The sequence below is a fragment of the Parasphingorhabdus pacifica genome, from assembly GCF_054779195.1.
Genome location: NZ_BAAGYS010000008.1, coordinates 409,642 through 427,988, shown reverse-complemented (window position 1 = coordinate 427,988; position 18,347 = coordinate 409,642). Strand labels below are relative to the sequence as shown.

At 68.2% G+C, this 18,347-nt stretch carries 13 protein-coding genes; 5 read left to right on the top strand and 8 right to left on the bottom strand.

Translation table 11 applies throughout. The features are described from left to right. The first annotated feature begins 164 nt into the window (after positions 1 to 164). Both ACYVAN_RS13590 and ACYVAN_RS13585 read left to right on the top strand, forming a co-directional pair. Positions 165 to 533 carry a hypothetical protein gene (locus ACYVAN_RS13590; RefSeq protein WP_460959436.1) on the top strand — a complete coding sequence of 123 codons (369 nt, stop codon included), beginning with the start codon at positions 165 to 167 and terminating at the stop codon, positions 531 to 533. Then, on the top strand, positions 530 to 4,978 hold the full coding sequence (locus ACYVAN_RS13585; protein ID WP_460959434.1) for a cation-translocating P-type ATPase: 4,449 nt from the start codon (positions 530 to 532) through the stop codon (positions 4,976 to 4,978). Before ACYVAN_RS13590 ends, ACYVAN_RS13585 begins: the two co-directional genes overlap by 4 nt. Positions 4,979 to 5,454: 476 nt before the next feature. Here ACYVAN_RS13585 and ACYVAN_RS13580 read toward each other — a convergent pair whose 3' ends face one another. Continuing rightward, positions 5,455 to 6,450, bottom strand: a complete 996-nt coding sequence (locus ACYVAN_RS13580) for an EamA family transporter (RefSeq protein ID WP_460959432.1) — start codon at positions 6,448 to 6,450, stop codon at positions 5,455 to 5,457. Next, a complete protein-coding gene (locus tag ACYVAN_RS13575; protein ID WP_460959430.1) occupies positions 6,402 to 7,049 on the bottom strand; it encodes a GntR family transcriptional regulator in 648 nt (215 codons plus the stop codon). Before ACYVAN_RS13575 ends, ACYVAN_RS13580 begins: the two co-directional genes overlap by 49 nt. A gap of 310 nt (positions 7,050 to 7,359) precedes the next feature. On the opposite strand from ACYVAN_RS13575, the gene ACYVAN_RS13570 reads away from it, so the two are divergent. Next, entirely contained in the window at positions 7,360 to 10,170 is a 2,811-nt protein-coding gene (locus tag ACYVAN_RS13570; RefSeq protein WP_460959428.1) for an aconitate hydratase, read from the top strand. Between the two features lie 128 nt (positions 10,171 to 10,298). Here ACYVAN_RS13570 and ACYVAN_RS13565 read toward each other — a convergent pair whose 3' ends face one another. Further along, a complete protein-coding gene (locus ACYVAN_RS13565; RefSeq protein WP_460959426.1) occupies positions 10,299 to 11,516 on the bottom strand; it encodes an LCP family protein in 1,218 nt (405 codons plus the stop codon). A 325-nt stretch (positions 11,517 to 11,841) separates the two neighbouring features. Here ACYVAN_RS13565 and ACYVAN_RS13560 point away from each other — a divergent pair, with 325 nt between their 5' ends. Further along, a complete protein-coding gene (locus ACYVAN_RS13560; RefSeq protein ID WP_460959424.1) occupies positions 11,842 to 12,555 on the top strand; it encodes a TSUP family transporter in 714 nt (237 codons plus the stop codon). A gap of 325 nt (positions 12,556 to 12,880) precedes the next feature. After that, entirely contained in the window at positions 12,881 to 13,108 is a 228-nt protein-coding gene (locus ACYVAN_RS13555) for a hypothetical protein (RefSeq protein WP_460959422.1), read from the top strand. Between the two features lie 129 nt (positions 13,109 to 13,237). Here ACYVAN_RS13555 and ACYVAN_RS13550 read toward each other — a convergent pair whose 3' ends face one another. From ACYVAN_RS13550 to egtA, 5 genes are all read right to left on the bottom strand, one after another. Next, positions 13,238 to 13,714 carry a nitroreductase family deazaflavin-dependent oxidoreductase gene (locus ACYVAN_RS13550; protein ID WP_460959420.1) on the bottom strand — a complete coding sequence of 159 codons (477 nt, stop codon included), beginning with the start codon at positions 13,712 to 13,714 and terminating at the stop codon, positions 13,238 to 13,240. Between the two features lie 131 nt (positions 13,715 to 13,845). Next, positions 13,846 to 14,817, bottom strand: coding sequence for an L-histidine N(alpha)-methyltransferase (gene egtD / locus ACYVAN_RS13545; RefSeq protein ID WP_460959418.1), 972 nt, complete (start codon positions 14,815 to 14,817; stop codon positions 13,846 to 13,848). After that, the gene (gene egtC, locus ACYVAN_RS13540) at positions 14,814 to 15,572 is read right to left on the bottom strand and encodes an ergothioneine biosynthesis protein EgtC (RefSeq protein WP_460959416.1); all 759 of its coding nucleotides are present in this window, start codon (positions 15,570 to 15,572) and stop codon (positions 14,814 to 14,816) included. The genes egtD and egtC overlap by 4 nt, the downstream gene beginning before the upstream one ends. 107 nt (positions 15,573 to 15,679) lie before the next feature. Next, complete coding sequence (gene egtB, locus ACYVAN_RS13535) at positions 15,680 to 17,062, bottom strand: ergothioneine biosynthesis protein EgtB (RefSeq protein ID WP_460959414.1); 1,383 nt, start codon at positions 17,060 to 17,062, stop codon at positions 15,680 to 15,682. 40 nt (positions 17,063 to 17,102) lie between these two features. Next, positions 17,103 to 18,335, bottom strand: coding sequence for an ergothioneine biosynthesis glutamate--cysteine ligase EgtA (gene egtA / locus ACYVAN_RS13530; RefSeq protein WP_460959412.1), 1,233 nt, complete (start codon positions 18,333 to 18,335; stop codon positions 17,103 to 17,105). Positions 18,336 to 18,347 lie beyond the last annotated feature (12 nt).

The following is an 18,347-nucleotide window of genomic DNA, read 5'->3' as shown; positions in this document are numbered from 1 at the left end:
GGAGGCGAACACCCGCCACGGCGCCGAGGCGGGCCTCGCTGATCGGGCGCCGAGCAGCTTCGCTGGACGCTGTTTTCCTCGCATGGCCGCCGAGTCGCACGCGGTGCGAACGGACGGATCCGGCGTATCCTCGTAGTTCCGCATCGCCTGCGAGAGGGGTTCTCATGGCCACGGCAACCAGCTCGTCGCAAAGCTCCCGGGGGCGGCAGAAGACCAGCCGGAGCAAGTCGACCACGACCGACTCCACCAGCCATGCCGGCGCGGAAGCACAAGGGCGGGAAGGCCCCACGGTCGAACTGCCGTTCGTCACCGCGCAGTTCCACCGGCCTGATCTTCACCTGCCCGGTCAGCAGGACGTGACCGCGGCGGTCGACACTGTTCGGTCCCAGCTGCCGTCTCGGGACCAAGCGCTGTTCTACGGTGGACTCGCCGCAGGCGCGGCGTTCAGCTTCATCGAATGGCCGGTGGCGGTAGCCATCGGTATCGGGAACGCTCTCGTCACGCGAAACGTCCGGCAGCACGACGCCGGATGAGCGGCCTGGGCTGGCTGCTGTCGACGTTTCGGGGCCTGGCCGATCCGGTGAGCGAGGCACTGCGGTCGGCGGCGGCAGCTCCAGGTGACCGGCGTTCGTGGGCGGGCCGTGAGCGCGCCCACGTGGAAGTCAAGGGGATCCACCTGCCCGGCACCGAGCATGCGGCCACCGAACTGATCCGACGTCTCGCCGAGATCGAAGGGGTCCGTCGCGCGACGATCAACTCAGTGCTCGGGCGTGCGGTGGTCGAGCGGTCCGCCGACCTCGTGAGCGACGCGGAACTTGCCCGGGTGATCAGCGAGTTCGAGGTGGAGCACGGACTCGATCGGGAAGAATGCGCGCCCACCGGGGAGGAACACCCCGCCAACGGTGACGCCCTGCTGCGCGAGGTGGGAGCGCTGGGGGTGAGCCTGCTCGGCGTGGGCTACGCGGCCGTCGCATCGCTGCTGCCGGTGCGCGGGGTGTCCCCGCTGGTGCCCGCCACGGTCTCGTTGGTGGACTCGGTGCCGTGGCTGCGCAGCGAGGCGGTCACCCGGCTCGGCAGTGCCACCACCGACACCACGCTCGCGTTGGGCGGTGCCGTGTCCCAGAGCCTGAGCGGCAATCCTCTTCCGGTGCTCACCGACGCGTGCGGCCGGTTCTGCTCCACGCGCGAGGTCTTCGCGCGCAATCAGGCGTGGCGCCGCTGGGAGGCGGAAAGCGAGCTGCCGGTACACGACACCGATTCGCCGGGGGAACCACCCATTCGGCCTCGGCCGCTCCCGGACGGACCGGTCGAGCGAGTGTCGAGCATTTCCGGTGGGATGGCCCTGGCGGGCTATGGCACGGTGCTCGCCGCCACCCGTGATCCGCGACGATCGCTCGCGGCATTGTTGGCGGGTGTTCCCCGGCCTGCCAAGGCGGGCCGGGAGGCGTTCGCCGCTCAACTGGCCGTGTCGCTCTGCGGTCGGGACGGTTTGATCTTCGACCGACAATCGCTGCGGCGGCTGGATCGCGTCGACACCGTCGTGCTGGACCCACGGGTTCTGCTCACGGGCCAGCGAGTGGTCGACAACGTGTTCCCGGCCGACCCGGACGCAGATCCTGCGGAGATGTTCGAGCGAGCGAACGAACTTCTCGACCCGGACCACCCCGAGAGACGCCGGGCCGGTGGCGACTGGACCGCAGCACCACTGACGGATCCCGACTCCTTGCCCAAGAATCTGCGGGAGGTTTTCGACGCGGAATCACGGCGGGGCGCGAACGTGGTGGGCATCCACCGCCGCGATCAGCTGCGGGCGCTGGTGGCGATCGTGGACCAGCTGCAGCCGTTCACGGAAGCCCTGCTGGAAGCAGCGGATTCGGTGGGCGAGGTGGTGATCAGCGGCGAGGGCGAGCGGATCGGGCATCGGCTGATCTCCGGCCATGCGGTGGCCGGTGGCCGGATGACCGAGTCGGTTCGGCAGCTGCAGGAAGCCGGGCAAGTGGTCGCCGTGGTCTCTGCACAGGAACACCAGGCGTTGTCGGCCGCCGACCTCGGGATCGGACTCGCGCGAGCGGACCAGCCGAGGCCGTGGGGCGCAGACCTGATCTGCCCGGACGAGTCGGTGGTGCACACACTGCTGCTCGCGACGGACAACGCGCGGACCGTCAGCAGGTATGCCGCGGGAATCTCCACGGCAGCCTCGTGCTTGGCAGCGGCCTTCGGCGCACTCGGCCCTTCCCTCGGAGCTCCCACGCGCGCGTCCGTTCCGATGAGCACCGCGACGTTGCTCTCCCTCGCCATGGGCACGTGGTCGGCCGTGCTGGCCGCGAGCACGCCTCCCCCGGTTCCCCGGGAGCGGACGCCGTGGCACACGATGCCGATCACCGCCGTGCTGGGGGCGTTGTCCACCACCCGCACCGGACTCAGCGAACGGTCGGCCGCGAAGCGCGAGCCGCCGATGACGGCCGCGGATACCGGCACGGGGTGGCTGAGCGCGACGCTGGACGGGTTGATCACACCGATCACTCCGGTACTGGCGGTCGGCGCGGTCGTCTCGGCCGCCGTCGGTTCCACGGTCGATGCCGTTCTGATCGGTGGTGTCCTGTTGATCAGCGCACTGATCGAGGGACTCCAGCGCGTCGCCACCGATCGCGAACTCGCGCGTCTGCTGGATGCCAGCCAAGTGCCCGCCCGGTTGCTGCGCGAAGGTCGGACGCGCAACGTTCCCGCCGATCAACTCGTGCCCGGGGACATCGTCGAACTGCACGCCGGTGACGCCGTGCCCGCCGACTGCCGATTGGTCGAGGCCGATGGGGTGGAAGCCGACGAGTCGAGTCTGACCGGCGAATCGAACCTGGTGGGCAAGGCCGTCGACGCCACCGTTGCGGCCACGGTCGCCGATCGGACCTGCATGCTCTACCAGGGCACGGTCGTGGCGACCGGCAACGCGACAGGGGTCGTGGTGGCCACCGGCAGGAGCACCGAGCTCGGACGCACCACACAGGAGAACGGAACCACGCCCGATGGAGCTGGAGGTGTCGATGCCCGTCTTGCCGAGCTGACCAAGCGCGCGCTTCCGCTGTCGGTGTGCGGCGGCGCCGGCCTGCTGGTGCTCGACCTGCTTCGCGGGGTGCCCCTGGCGAGCACGATCGGCAGATCGGTGGGCCTGGCGGTGGCAGCGGTGCCCGAGGGCCTGCCGTTCGTGGCCACCCTGGCCGAACTCGCGGCCGCGCACCGGCTGTCCGGTCGCGGCGTTCTCGTCCGCCGCCCGGCCACGATCGAAGCGCTGGGCCGAGTGGACGCCCTGTGCTTCGACAAGACCGGCACCCTGACGCAGGGGCGCATCCAGCTGCGGGAGGTCTCCGACGGGCTCCGCCAGGCTCCGTTGGAGACGCCGGATCCCTGGTGTCGGCGGATCGTGACGGCGGCGCTGGCAGCGAGCCCGCGACAGAACGGAAACCGGCCGCTGCCGCACCCGACCGACCGGGCGGTGCTGGCGGGCGCCGACGATGTCGGCATTCGGTCGGGCGCGGAGGAGGACGTCGTCGCCGAGCTGCCGTTCGAGCCTTCGCGGGGTTTCCATGCGGTGCTCCGCGCCGGGGACGGTGCCGCCGAATTGCACGTCAAGGGCGCACCGGAGGTCGTACTCGACCGATGCGTCCGCTGGCAGCGGCAAGGTGAGGACGTTCCCTTCGACGCGGAGGCTCGGGCTCGGGTCGAGCAGCAGGTGGAGCGGTTGGCACTGCAGGGGTACCGGCTTCTCGCGGTGGCCGAGCGGACGCACCGCTCCGGCACCGAGCTCGACGAGTCCGATGTGGATGGTTTGGTCCTCCTCGGTTTGCTCGGATTGGCCGATCCTGTGCACCCGACGGCGGCGCAGGCCGTCGCCCGTCTGCACGGGTCCGGCATCGATGCCGTCATGATCACCGGAGACCATCCGAGCACTGCCGAGGCGATCGCCGCGGAGCTGAACATGCTCGGTGACAAACGGGTGATGCACGGTGCCGAATTGGAGGGGCTCGACGACGACGAATTGTGCGCCGAACTACCAACTGTCTCGGTCTTCGCCCGGGTCACTCCTGCACAGAAGGCACGCATCGTCCGGCTCCTGCGCTCGTCCGGGCGGGTTGTGGCCATGACCGGTGACGGCGTCAACGACGTGCCGGCCATCAAGCTCGCGCACGTGGGGATCGCACTCGGCGAGCGGGCGACTCCGGCGGCCCGGGAGACCGCGGACCTGGTGGTCGCCGACGACCGCATCGAGACCCTCACCGACGCCATCGTCGAGGGAAGGGGCATGTGGGCTTCGGTGCGGGACGCGCTGGCGATCCTGCTCGGCGGCAATCTCGGCGAGATCGGCTTTTCGCTGGGAGCTGGATTGCTCGGCCGGAACGCCACTCTCAACGCCCGCCAGCTCCTGGTGGTCAACATGCTCACCGACGTGTTGCCCGCGACCGCGATCGCCGTACGTCCACCCTCCCGCGCGACCCCGGAGAGCCTGCTCGCCGAGGGGCCGGACGCCTCGTTGGGGAAGGCACTGACCCACGACGTCTACTTGCGCGCGGGCGCCACCGCCGGCGCTGCGGGGCTGGCCTGGCTACTGGTTCGCCCGCTGTCCACAGCCGGGCAAGCGCGCACCACGGGCTTGGTCGCGCTCGTGTCCGCGCAGCTCGCGCAAACCGTCGCCATGCGCGGGCGTTCCCCGCTGGTGCTGCTGGCATGTGGTGCGTCGCTGGTGCTCCTGGCCGCGATCGTCCAGGTGCCGGGAATCAGCCACTTCTTCGGCAGCAGTCCCCTACTTCCCCATCACTGGGCCGTCGCCCTCGGTTCGTCGACCGCCGCGGCGGTGCTGGTGGCCGTCTGGCACGCCTGGCCGGGGTCGCGACCCGCTGAAGGTTCCCCGGCCCCGGCGCGCGGGGTCGGCGGGCGGGTCACATCTCAGGGGGCGCACGTGCTCGAAGCGCTCCCGGTTCGGGGATGATGGTCAGCGTCCGCCGACTGCCCTGCCGAGGACCTCCGCACAACAGTGGGAACGCTGTAGCCCGCCGAGCCACGACCTGACTGGCCGGTCGCCATCCCACCTGCGGAAACACTCGATTTTTCGCTCCGGTTCACCCTGCTGTCACTTCATGACCGCAATCCACTCACCCGCATCGTCCATCGTGGAAGTGCAGGAGCGAGACAACCGCGCAGAAAGCCGAGCCCGATGCCGCAGATCCTCACGACCGTCCTCGTCGGCGTTGCCGTTGCCCTGATCGAGAAGGTCGTCGTGCACTTCGCTCAGACCGCGTTCGCCGGAATCACCCGGCCGGCCTGAGCCCACCCCGACACCCCCGACGGGACCGACGTCCTGGACGGTTCCGGACCGCGTGCGACGTCGATCGAACCGGAACTCCCCGGCTCGACACCCACGGCCCCGGCCCGGAACGAAGGTGACGTCCACCCGAGCACGCGGGTTCATGTTCCGAGTGGTTCCCCGTCGCCGGGAAGTCCGGGAGCTGCCGACCGCTGGGCGATGAACGCCCCGGTCAGCACGAACGCTCCCCCGATGAGCTGGACAGGTCCGAGATGCTCGCCGAGCATGATCCAGGCCAGCAGGGTGGCCACCACCGGCTCGAGGAAGGCCACCGCTCCCGCCACCGGCGGGGACAACCTGCGTACCGCGACGATGCCGGTCAGGTACGCCAGCACCGTGCCGACCAGCACCACCCAGCCCACCGCGAGCATCGCCGGGACGTCCGTGCCGGCGAGCTGGATCTGACCGGCCAACAGGCTCCATTCCATCCGCCACGGACGCGCGAGCAGGGTGACCACTCCGGCACCGATCAACAGCCCGTAAGCGGTGAGCGCGCGGGGATCGACGTCGTCGGAACTGTCCGAGAGCAGGAAGTAAGCGGCCTGACATCCGGCGGCCGCGAGCCCGAAGAGCAGTCCCAACGGGTCGAAGCTCAGACCGTTCCAGATCTCGACCACGCAGGCCAGGCCCACCATCGCGACGGCAACACCCAGCGCAGCGGCCCGGGTCACCGGCCTGCGCAGCACGAACCGGATCCAACCGAGCACCATCACGGGCCCGAGGAATTCGATCAACAGCGCCACCCCGACCGGCACGGTGGCGATCGCCGCGAAGTAAAAAGCCTGCACACCTGCGATCGCGAACAGCCCGTACCCCAGCAGCAGTTTCGGTACGCGGCGCACCACGTGGAAGTGCCGCAACGCGAACGGCAGCATCAACAAGGCACCCCCCATCAGGCGCATCCACGCGACCTGCAGCGGGGTGAATCCGGCGAGGATGAGGGGTTTCGCAAAGGGCCCCGAACCGCCGAAACAGAACGCGGAAGCGAGCGCGAAGAACAGGCCGGTGGACCTGAGTCCACCGCGGAACCTCGGTCGGCTCCCCGTGCCTACCGGTGTCCCGGACCCCGTCGCATGTTCGCGCGGATCAGTTCGCACGCCCTCTCCTCCTGGCTCTCTCGGATGGCTTCGATGATCCGCTCGTGCTGGTCGCAGGACTCCATGCCCGGATCGTGCTCGCGGAAGTACAGCGATTCGAGCCTGCGGGCGTGCAACGCGATCACGTCCACGGCGGTGGACAGGTACGGGTTGTCGGCCCGGCGCATGATCACGGCGTGGAAGGCACCGTCGGCGTTCTGGGCGGCCACGGCGTCGTCCCGAACGAGCGCTTCGCGCATGCGCTCGTTGCACGCGCCCATCTCGACAAGGTCGCCGCTGGTCATCCGGGCAAACGCGGAGCGAAGCGCGAACTCGTGCAGCACGGACAGCAGCGGCAGGACTCGCGAAGCGTCGTTCTCATCCACGGGAGCCACTCGGGTGTGCCTTCCCGGCACCATCTCGACCACTCCCTGGTCGACGAGGCGGCGCAACGCCTCGCGGACGGGGGTACGGCTGACACCGAGTTCGCCGGCGAGTTCCGCATCGGCCAGTTGTTCCCCGGGCGGCAGGGAACCGTCCTCGATCTTCTCCCGCAGGACTCGGTACACCTGTTCGGACGCACTCGGCCGGGTCAATGCGGTGAATTGCGGACGCGTCATGATCATTCCTCCCCGTCCGTGCCGCCATGCAATATATTGCGTTCCGGCTCGAGGGGCAATCCTGCGCGGCGGGTCCACGGGAGTCGTCGCGATTTCCCCTGGCGAACGAACCGCCGACCTGCTCGTGAAAAAACCGATCGTTTGCACGTACCGATACACCCGCTCCGATCTTTCGGGGCCCTGCCTTGAGGCCGCATATAGGACAAGCGTACTGTTGCCGCTGGACGCGGGCCTTCGCGCACGCTCGGCCGACGTGCGCGAGACTCGCTGTCGTTCCCGAACTTGCGCCCGTCGCGAGATGGAGTTGAACGTGACTGCACCTGCCAGCAAGGACAGCTTCGGCGCCCGCGGCACGCTGAAAGTCGGTGACGCCTCCTACGAGGTGTTCCGGCTCAACGCGGTCGACGGCGCGCAGCGCCTGCCCTACAGCCTCAAGATCCTGTTGGAAAACCTGTTGCGCACCGAAGACGGTGCCAACATCAAGGCCGAGCACGTGAGTGCTCTGGCCGGCTGGGACCCCAGCTCCGAGCCGTCCACCGAGATTCAGTTCACCCCCGCTCGGGTGATCATGCAGGACTTCACCGGAGTGCCCTGCGTGGTCGACCTGGCCACCATGCGCGAAGCGGTGACCGAACTCGGCGGCGAAGCCTCCTCGGTCAACCCGTTGGCCCCAGCCGAGATGGTCATCGACCACTCGGTGGTCATCGACGTGTTCGGCCGTTCGGACGCGTTCGAGCGCAACGTCGAATTCGAGTACGGCCGCAACAAGGAGCGCTACCAGTTCCTGCGTTGGGGCCAAGGCGCCTTCGACGAATTCAAGGTCGTTCCCCCGGGCACCGGTATCGTGCACCAGGTAAACATCGAGCACCTGGCCCGTTCGATCATGTCCCGCAACGGCCAGGCCTACCCGGACACCTGCGTCGGCACCGACTCGCACACCACGATGGTCAACGGACTCGGCGTGCTGGGCTGGGGCGTCGGTGGCATCGAGGCCGAGGCCGCGATGCTCGGTCAGCCGGTTTCGATGTTGATTCCGCGCGTGGTCGGCTTCAAACTCACCGGCGAGGTCCCCCCAGGTGCCACCGCCACCGACGTCGTGCTCACGATCACCGAGATGTTGCGCAAGCACGGCGTCGTCGGCAAGTTCGTCGAGTTCTACGGCTCGGGTGTGGCCGCGGTGCCGCTGGCCAATCGCGCCACCATCGGCAACATGAGCCCCGAGTTCGGCTCGACCGCCGCGATCTTCCCGATCGACGACGAGACGATCCGCTACCTCAAGCTCACCGGCCGTGCGCAGGAGCAGGTCGACCTGGTCGAGGCCTACGCGAAGGAACAGGGCCTCTGGCACGACCCGGATGCGGAGCCGGAGTACTCCGAGTACCTCGAACTCGACCTGTCGACCGTCGTGCCGTCCATCGCCGGGCCGAAGCGTCCGCAGGACCGCATCGAGGTCACGAACGCCAAGTCGTCCTTCCGCAAGTCGCTGGCCGACTACGTTTCGGTCGAAGGCGCCGACGACGCGGCCCTCGACGAGGCGGGCAAGGAATCGTTCCCCGCCAGTGACGCACCGTCGGTGACCCACCAGGACGACGCCGACAAGCCGAAGGTGCACTCGGCCGCGGAGAACGCCGACGGTCGTCCGTCGAACCCGATCAGCGTCTCCTCCGACGAGTTGGGCGACTTCGAGCTGGATCACGGTGCGGTCGTGATCGCCTCGATCACCTCCTGCACCAACACGTCGAACCCCTCGGTGATGCTGGGCGCCGCACTGCTGGCCCGTAACGCCGTCGACAAGGGCCTGACCCGCAAGCCGTGGGTCAAGACCTCGATGGCACCAGGCTCGCAGGTCGTGACCGACTACTACGAGAAGGCCGGTCTCTGGCCGTACCTGGAGAAGCTCGGCTTCCACCTGGTCGGATACGGCTGCACCACGTGCATCGGCAACTCCGGACCGCTGCCGGAAGACGTTTCGGCCGCTGTTCAGAAGAACGACCTTTCGGTCACCTCGGTGCTGTCGGGCAACCGCAACTTCGAGGGCCGGATCAACCCCGACGTCAAGATGAACTACCTCGCCTCGCCGCCGCTGGTGATCGCCTACGCGCTGGCCGGGACGATGGACTTCGACTTCGAGAACGATCCGCTGGGCACCGACACCGAAGGCCAGCCGGTGTTCCTCCGCGACATCTGGCCCGGCCCGCAGGAAGTCCAGTCGACCATCGACTCGGCGATCACCCAGGAGATGTTCACCAAGGACTACGCGGACGTGTTCAAGGGCGACGAGCGTTGGCGCTCGCTGCCGACGCCGGAGGGCGAGACCTTCGAGTGGGACTCCGAGTCCACCTACGTGCGCAAGCCCCCGTACTTCGACGGCATGGGCACGGAACCGGAGCCGGTCACCGACATCTCGGGTGCTCGCGTGCTGGCGCTGCTGGGCGATTCGGTCACCACCGACCACATCTCCCCGGCCGGTGCGATCAAGCCGGACTCGCCTGCGGGCAAGTACCTCAGCGACCACGGCATCGACCGCAAGGACTTCAACTCCTACGGTTCCCGTCGCGGCAACCACGAGGTGATGATCCGCGGCACGTTCGCCAACATCCGGCTGCGCAACCTGCTGCTCGACGATGTCCAGGGTGGCTACACCCGCGACTTCACGCAGGAAGGCGGACCGCAGGCGTTCATTTACGACGCCGCGCAGAACTACGCCGCCCAGAACACCCCGCTGGTCGTGCTCGGCGGCAAGGAGTACGGCTCCGGTTCGTCCCGCGACTGGGCGGCCAAGGGCACCAGCCTGCTCGGTATCCGCGCCGTGATCGCCGAATCCTTCGAGCGCATCCACCGCTCGAACCTGATCGGCATGGGCGTCATCCCGCTGCAGTTCCCGAACGGCAGCACGGCCCAATCCCTGGGTCTGGACGGCACCGAGACCTTCGACCTCTCCGGCATCACCAAGCTCAACAACGGTGAGACCCCGCGGACGGTCCAGGTCAAGGCGACCAAGGCCGACGGCTCCATCGTGGAGTTCGACGCGGACGTCCGCATCGACACTCCCGGTGAGGCGGATTACTACCGCAACGGCGGCATCCTGCAGTACGTGCTGCGCAACATGATCCGCTCCTGATCACCTGCCGATCCGGCAGGCAACCGAAATACGGGGGCCGGCACGCCACAAGCGTGCCGGCCCCCGTATTCGTTCCGCACTCCGTGAACTGCACGCCGCTCGGCCGCTACGCGAGTGAGCGTTTCGGATCAGTTCACGCACGGGATCCCGTCGGCGGTGATCTTCGGGGCAGGCGTCGGCGTGGTCGTGGCGTCGTCGGTAGGCTCCTCGCTGCCGGTCGTCGCCGTGGCCTCCTCTTCCGAGATCTCGGCCGCCTCTCGATTCGGCACGGAGCCCGTTCGCCCGGTGTCTCGGGCCACGGATTCACCGGCAGCCGCGTACCGTTCTTCCATCGGACTCGCTGCCTCGGTTCGTTCCACCGCGGGCAGCGGTCGTCCGTGGCTCGCGGTGCGGATCTCGTGCCGGACCTCCGCCGGGTCGATCTTGATCGCCGTGCCATCAGGAGTCCGGTACGCGGTGTTCTCGACCGGAATCGTTTCGAAACGGACAGCGCCACCCGCCAGCCCTTCCAGCTGCCGGGCGAAGCTCATCACATCCCACTCCTCGTCGAGTACCAGCGAGGCCTGCACCGATTCGATCACCCTCCGAAGCTTGGTCGGGTCGGTCAGCACACCGGCGTCGAGCATCGAGCGGACCAGTCCCGCGAGGAACGCTTGCTGGCGCACCACCCGGTCGAGGTCACCACGCGGCAAGCCGTGACGTTGGCGCACGAACGCGAGCGCGTCCGAGCCCGAGATCTTCTGGTGACCCGCGCGGAAGGACGCGCCGGAGAGTTCGTCCTCGACCGGTCCCTTCAAGCAGACCGGCACCCCTCCGACCGCCTTGGTGATCTCGTAGAAGCCCAGCAGGTTCACCTCGGCGTAGTGGTCGATCGACACTCCGCTCAGCTGTTCGACCGTCCGCAACATCAGCTTGCGGCCCGCGCTCGCCGACCGGCGTTCGACCTCCGCGCTGCTTTTCACCCCCCGTGCGCGCAATCTCTCGGCGGCCTCCGCCTTGCCGCGCCCGAACGCGGAGTTGATCTTGTGCTTGCCGTGCCCTTCCGGGATCCGCACGTAGGTATCGCGGGGGAACGAGTAGGCCACCGCGCCAGAACCGTCCTCCGGGATGTGCACCAGCATGAGCGTGTCGGTCAGGTGCGCCTCGTTGTCGCCGGCCCGGAGGCGGTCGAGCACGTCATCGGGCAGCGGGTTGCCGCGCGCATCGGTACGACTGTCCACCCCGGCCAACAGGATGTCGACCGCGCCGTCCGGCCCGGCCTCGTCGGTGAGGGCGCTCCGGTTCAGCCCCTCCGCTAGATCGCGGAAGTTCGCCCACGCGTAGCCGGACACCAGAAGTACGGCCACCGAGACCAGCGCGACGACAGACCTCCCGGCGACGAGCGTCCTCGAACTTCTTCGCGCGAGCACCGCGGTCGCGGACGAGCGGCCCGATTCACCATCGACGTTCGCTGGAGGTCGCACCCCAAGCCCCCTTGAACCACGTACCGACGGACATCGCCGCACAGCGGAAACCAGGAGGTCACGTTACCCGCGCTCGGCGAGCTCGGCCGGACGCGAGGAGGCGCAGAACACCGGCGGGTAGGCTCCTGGCGCCGACGGGTCCACTCCGATCCCGCACTGATCCTGCGCTTCGCATCGAGGACCACGACAGCACGACGAAAGGCAACCGGTGTCGACAACCCTCCTGTTCACCATCGCGGGAGTCGTGCTCTTCTTCGGCGCGGCGATCCAGGGCACCGTGGGGCTGGGCATGAACCTCATCGCGGCTCCCCTGCTCGCGTTGCTGTCCCCCGCCTTCGTCCCGGTGCCGCTGCTTTTCGCCGCCCTCGTCCTCTCGGCCCTGACCGTGTGGCGCGAACTTCCCCACGTGCACTGGCAGGGGGCGTTGCCCGCTGTCATCGGCAGGGTGCCGGGTGTGGTGGTCGGCGTGTTTCTCGTGGCCGCGCTTCCACCACGGGAGTTCACGGTGGCTGTCGGCGTTCTCGTACTCGGGTGCATCCTGCTGTCCTTGCTTTCCTGGCGTCCGCGTCCCGCTCCCCGGTCCCTCCTGGTCGCCGGATTCGCGGGCGGCGTGATGGGAACGTCCTCGTCCATCGGGGGACCACCTGTGGCGCTGCTCTACCAGCACGAGGACGGCCCTACCGTGCGGGCGACCCTGGCCGCGTACATGTCGGTCGGCAGCTTGCTGTCGCTGAGCGCACTCGGTGTGGGTGGGCAGATCGGCAGCACGCAACTGTGGGCCAGCGCGGTTCTGCTGCCCTTCATGGCAGCCGGATTCGCCGTGTCCGGGCCACTGCGCCGGTTCCTGGACGCGGGGTGGACACGTCCGTGTGTACTCGCCCTCGCCGGAGGCAGCGCGATCATGCTGATCGTGCTCGGCTAGGTTCGGTCACCGAGATGGGGGGCGATGAACGCCACACCCGCCCCGGTTCCCGCTGACCTCACCGCCGCCGGCAGGCCGGAACACCGCACCCGCGGCCCGGCGGTCAGCACGCTGCCGGGGCGATTGGGCTGAACGGCGCTGGTACGTTCAGGCGAACTGGTGAATGATCGACCCCATCCGGCATCACACCCCTGCACCGGCCGCGTCTCCGTTTCGGAGGTGGCAACTTGATCACACACTCGACACGCACACTCGCGCCACAGGACGCATCCGTACGACCGAGCGCGTCCCTCCCGCCCACTGCCGGTGTTCTCCGGTGATCGGGATGGTGGCTGTCCGCTTCGCTGCGGGCGTCGTCGGCGAATCGCGACGGCAGGCACACCTCGCCGAAGCACCGGACGGCGATTCACCACCAGCTCTGTGGCCCACCCTCTGCGGCCTCGAAATCCGGGCGACGCTGGCGGAGGTGTCCGATCGACCGGCCGGAATGCCCTGCGTGCGTTGTCTGGCGGCTATGACCTCATCCTCACCGGAGGAGCTCGACGGGCCTTGATCGGCCGCGATCGCGGCTCAACGTGGTTTCCCGTTTCCGGGCTGGGCCGGGCGAAACCGGAATCCGCACCGAGTGCCCTCGACTCCGGATCGTCCGACCGGGGGTCGAGGGCACTCGGTGCGGTGACGCTCACTCGGACGGACGCAACGCGAAGACGCGGAGTTCCCGGTCACCCGCGCGCTCCGCGTAGTTGTCGTACGCGGGCCAGGTCTTGGTGATCACGTCCCGCCACAGGCGCTCACGTTCCTCACCGGTCACCAACCGGCCGCGGACCGCCACCTCGCGCTCTCGTTCCCGAACACTCGCATCGGGATGGGCCAACAGGTTCGCCGACCACGACGGATGGTGCTGCTGCCCCCAATTCGACCCGACCACGAGGTAGTCCGCACCGTGCGGCACGTAGAGCAACGGCACCGAACGCGGCCGCCCGCTCCTACGTCCGGTCGTGGTCAACACGAGGTAGGGCAAACCCGCCATGCGCAGCAGACTGACCCGGCCACCGGTCCGCTCCTGCACCGCAAGATCCACCGGAGCCAGCTTCATACCGACCTTGGCGAACCATTCCTGCTTTCCCAGCGACTGCGCGAACCTGCTCAATGCCTTCACGGACGATCATTCTTTCAGCACCCGAAACTCGAAACAACGCGGCATGATCAAGTCATTCTTCCATCCGCCGTTGGCGAACACCCGACGTTTCGGCATCGAGTGGTAGTCGCCGATCGCGGCACAGGCGGTTCTCACCGCGCCCGTGCCAACGACAGGGCGAAATCGCCCGCATCGTCGAGCCACCAACGATGCAGGTCGAAACCGGCCGTGGCCAGTTCGTCGGCGACCCGTTGGCGCCGGAACTTGGACGACACCTCGGTACGAAGTTCCTCACCTTCGGCGAAATCCACGGTCAGGGCCAGTTCCGCGACGTTCACCCGCATCGGGCGGGTCGCACGCAACCGCATTTCGATCCACTCCTGTTCGGCATTCCACCGCGCGACGTGAACGAAATCGGCCGGGACGAAGTCCGCCAGCAACTCGCGATTCAGCACGTGCAGGACATTGCGGTTGAATTCCGCGGTGATTCCCTGCGCGTCGTCGTACGCGCGCACCAACCGGTCGGGATCCTTCACCAGGTCCGTGCCAAGCAACAACCACTCCCCAGGCTGCAACGCGGCACGAATTCCGGCGAGGAATTCGGCACGCTCCGCGGGGATGAGGTTCCCGATGGTGCCGCCGAGGAACGCGACCAGGCGTTGGGAGCCGTGGCGCAACGCCGCCAGCTCGGTGGTGAAATCACCGACCACCCCGTTGATGTCCAATTCGGGATAGTCCGCCGCGAGAAGGTTCATCGCGGTGCGCAACGCCGATTCCGAAACGTCCAGGGGAACGAACGCGCGCAAGGTTCCGTTCTTGCGGAACGCGTCGAGCAGCAGCCGTGTCTTCTCCGACGAACCGGAGCCGAGCTCGACCAACGTGGCCGAGCCGGTCAGTTCCGCGATCTCCATCGCGTTCTGCTGAAGAACGTCACGCTCCGCCCGGGTCGGATAGTACTCGGGCAATTCGGTGATCCGTTCGAACAACTCGCTGCCCGCGGCGTCATAGAACCACTTCGGCGACAACCACTTCGGCTCGTCGCGGAGTCCTTCCCGCGCGTCGTTGCGCAACTGCCGTGCTGCGTCCGCTGCGGTGAAGTGAACGGTCAACTCCGGTCCGGTCACGACTTGTCCCCTTCTTCGAGTGCGGTGATCCGCACTTGGCGAGCATCGGCGACCACCAGTCGCCGATCCGGAATTTCCTGCCACCCCGGCCCAGTACCGAACGGCTCCGAGGCAATCGTGACGGAGTCGCTGTCCCGGCGCAGCCACAACGAGTGGGCCCAGGTCGTCGCCACCAGCAGCGTGCCGTCGGTCAGCAACAGGTTCATCCGGGCGGACGGGACGGCCGTGACGACCTCCTCGACCAGGCGGGTAACAGCGGTGGCGGGGTCCTCGCCGGTGTCGAGGCGTTGCCGCAGCAGCGCCCACAACACCGCCGAGTCGGTCGGCGCGTCCAGGGTCATCAGATCCACCACGTCCAGCCCGGCCGCGGCCTTGGCCAACGAGTTCGGCCACCCCGGCACCTTGCCGTTGTGGCTGAACAACCACTTCCCGTCGCTGAACGGGGCGCATGCACCTTCGGTCACGCACATCCCGACCGTGGCCGACCGCACGGCCGCGAGCACCGCACGTGCGTGGATCGAGGAGGCGAACGCGGCGAAGGCCCGGTCGGTCCACATCGGAACCGCGGCGCGATATCGGATGGGTTCCGCGGTACCCGACAGGTACCAACCCGCCCCGAAGCCGTCGGCGTTCACTGTTCCACCGCTCCGCATGTCCCGAGGCGCCCACGACTGCTCGAGCAGGGAATGCGCGGGTTCCAGGAGTAGTTCGTCCAGGGCTACCGGTGGCCCCGCATAACCCACGTGACGGCACATTCGTGTCCCCTCAATCAGCCATCTGCCAGGACAGCGGTTCCGGTGGGGGTGCGAAACGTCGCGTCGCGCCGATTCACGGTCCGCGACGTTCACCGCCGTACCGCACGCTAGGCGAGTTCGTCGGTGTCCAGACTCCGCGCGCACCGGAAACCCGCGAAGATCTGTCGCCGGATCGGGTGGTCCCAGTTGCGGAACGTTCCACGGCACGCAGCAGCGTCGGTGCCGAACGAGCCTCCCCGCAGCACCTTGTAGTCAGGCCCGAAGAAGACCTCGGAGTACTCACGGTAGGGAAACGCGACGAACCCCGGATAGGGGGAGAAGTCCGTGGCCGTCCATTCCCACACGTCGCCGATCATCTGTCTGGCCCCGCAGGGCGCGGCGCCCGCCGGGTAAGCGCCGGCAGGCGCAGGCTGCAGATGACGCTGCCCGAGATTCGCCCGCTCCGGCCCAGGGTCGTCGTCGCCCCAGGGATAGCGCAGGGAACGCCCGCTCCAGGGATCGAACCGGGCGGCCTTCTCCCACTCCTGCTCGGTCGGCAACCGCTTGCCCGCCCAGTTCGCGTAGGCCTCGGCTTCGTGGAAGCTCACGTGGACCACGGGTTCGTCGCCGGGCACCGGCTCGACGTGTCCGAACCGGCGGCGCAGCCAGTCACGTCCGTCGAACTCCCAGAACCGGGGAGCGTGCAGATCCGCGCGCTGCCGGTAGGCCCATCCGGCATCGCTCCACCACTGCGGCTGGTCGTAACCGCCCGCGTCGACGAACCACCGGAATGCCCGGTTGGTCACCGGGGTGGTGTCGATCGCGAACCCCGGAACGTGCACCTCGTGAGCCGGCCGTTCGTTGTCCAGCGCCCACGGCTCGGTCGAGGTGCCCATCACGAAGGCTCCGCCGGAAACCAACACCTCCGGGCCCGGCTTCCCGGATTCGGGAGCGGCCGGTGGCGGGTCGGCGGTCAGTACCGGAGCACCCTGCCGCAGTTGGTGGGTGGCCAGCATCGTCTCGTCGTGCTGCTGTTCGTGCTGCACGATCATGCCGAAGGCGAATGCCTGTTCGACCAAGGGTCTGCCTTCCAACGGCGTCCGGTCGAGCAGGTCCCACACCTTGTCCCGCACCGTTCGCACGTACGCGCGCGCTTCCGTCGGGCCGAGCAGGGGAAGTCGCGGGCGGTCCGACCTCGCGTGCTGGAAGGCGTCGTAGATGTCGTCGATGTCCGGTCGGATCGCTTCGGCGCCTCCCACGTCCCGGACCAGCCATTGCTCCTCCTGGCTGCCGACGTGGGCGAGGTCCCACACGAGCGGGGACATCAGTGGGGAGTGTTGTTTGACCAGGTCCTCGTCGTCCACGACATCGGTCAGGTGGGCACTACGCCTGCGCGTTCGGAAGAGCTCGTCGGCAGCCCTGGCCCGCAGTTGCTCGGTGCCGAGCTCGTGCAGGTCGCCGTAGCGAACGGCCGGTTCTTCGTCGGTCGGGTTGGTGTTTCCGATCGTCACCGATTCCTCACCTCTCAGCGTCAACGAACCGGGGTGCCTCTCAGCCTCGCCGGTCGGTTCCGGCAAGTCGCTCACCCGCGACCTCGTCGAGACGTCCGGCCAGTCCGTGCGGGCAATCCATGTCGGCCATGTTGTGCCGGGCGAGCCGGACGATGTCTCGACTGCTGCGGGCCAGCGCCGGATCCCGCAAACCACTCCGGGCGGCGTGTACCCACCGGCCGACAGCGGGCGAAGCCAGCTCGAGCACGCGGTCCACCGTCGCCTCGTCGCGGAACAGCGCGATCAGCACCGCGGCTGGCAACATCCAGTCGTCACCGAACTGGGCGTCCAGGTAGCGGACCTCGAAGTAGCCGCGCGGGCGAACCGGGGTGAACAGCGTGCTCAGGTGGTAATCCAGGTCGTCGCGTGTCGGTGGAGCTTCCAGCGCCCCCTGGATCCACTGGGCGAAGGTCACTCCGACCGGGGCATTCCAGTCGTCGCCTTCCCGGCGAACGCACACCAGAGCGGTGTCCAGCACCCGCTTGGCCCAGCTCGCGGCCGGGTCCGTGGTGATCGGGCCCGGCCTGGTGCGCGGCGGGTCGGTGCGCAGCAGCGCACGGGTGCGTGTCGAGGCCCAACCGGTCGACTCACCGAACAGGCTCGGGGAATTGGCGAACATCGCCATCATCACCGGACCGAGCGCGTGCAGCGCCGCCCATCGCGCGGCCGTGCGATGGGGTTCGCCCACGTCGATGCAGACCTGTATACCCGCGGTGCTGCACATCATCAGCCGACCGTCGATGCCGATGCGGTCGAACGCGTTCTCCATCGCCGCGTAGCGTGGGATTCGCAGAATACGGTTCGGGTGACGCCACGGGTCCGTGCCTTGCTCGCCCATCGTCAGTCCCGCGCGACCGAGCAGTCTGCGGAGAAACTCGGCATCGGCGACGACCGTCGCGAACAGGGTGCGCATCGACTTCGCCGGAAGGCTGGAGATCTCGACCTGGCCACCGGGTTCAACGGTGAGCACCGATCCGTTCGGCAATGGTCGGTGCGGGCTCGCCGGGGACAGGGAGGTGGGGGCGTAGGCCCCGAGAGCATCGCTCAGCGTCTCGGTCGCGAGCGGTCTTCGGGGGTCGTCTGCGTGGTGCACGGTCCATTCGAGTTCGATGCCGAGCAGCTCCGGAGGCCCGTGTTTGAAGCACACCGACGCCACATACGTCTCGGCCTCGGCCCGGGTACGGATTCGGGATGTCGGGAACTCCGCGGATCTGTGGTCGAGAGACGCGGTCACTGTGATCACCAC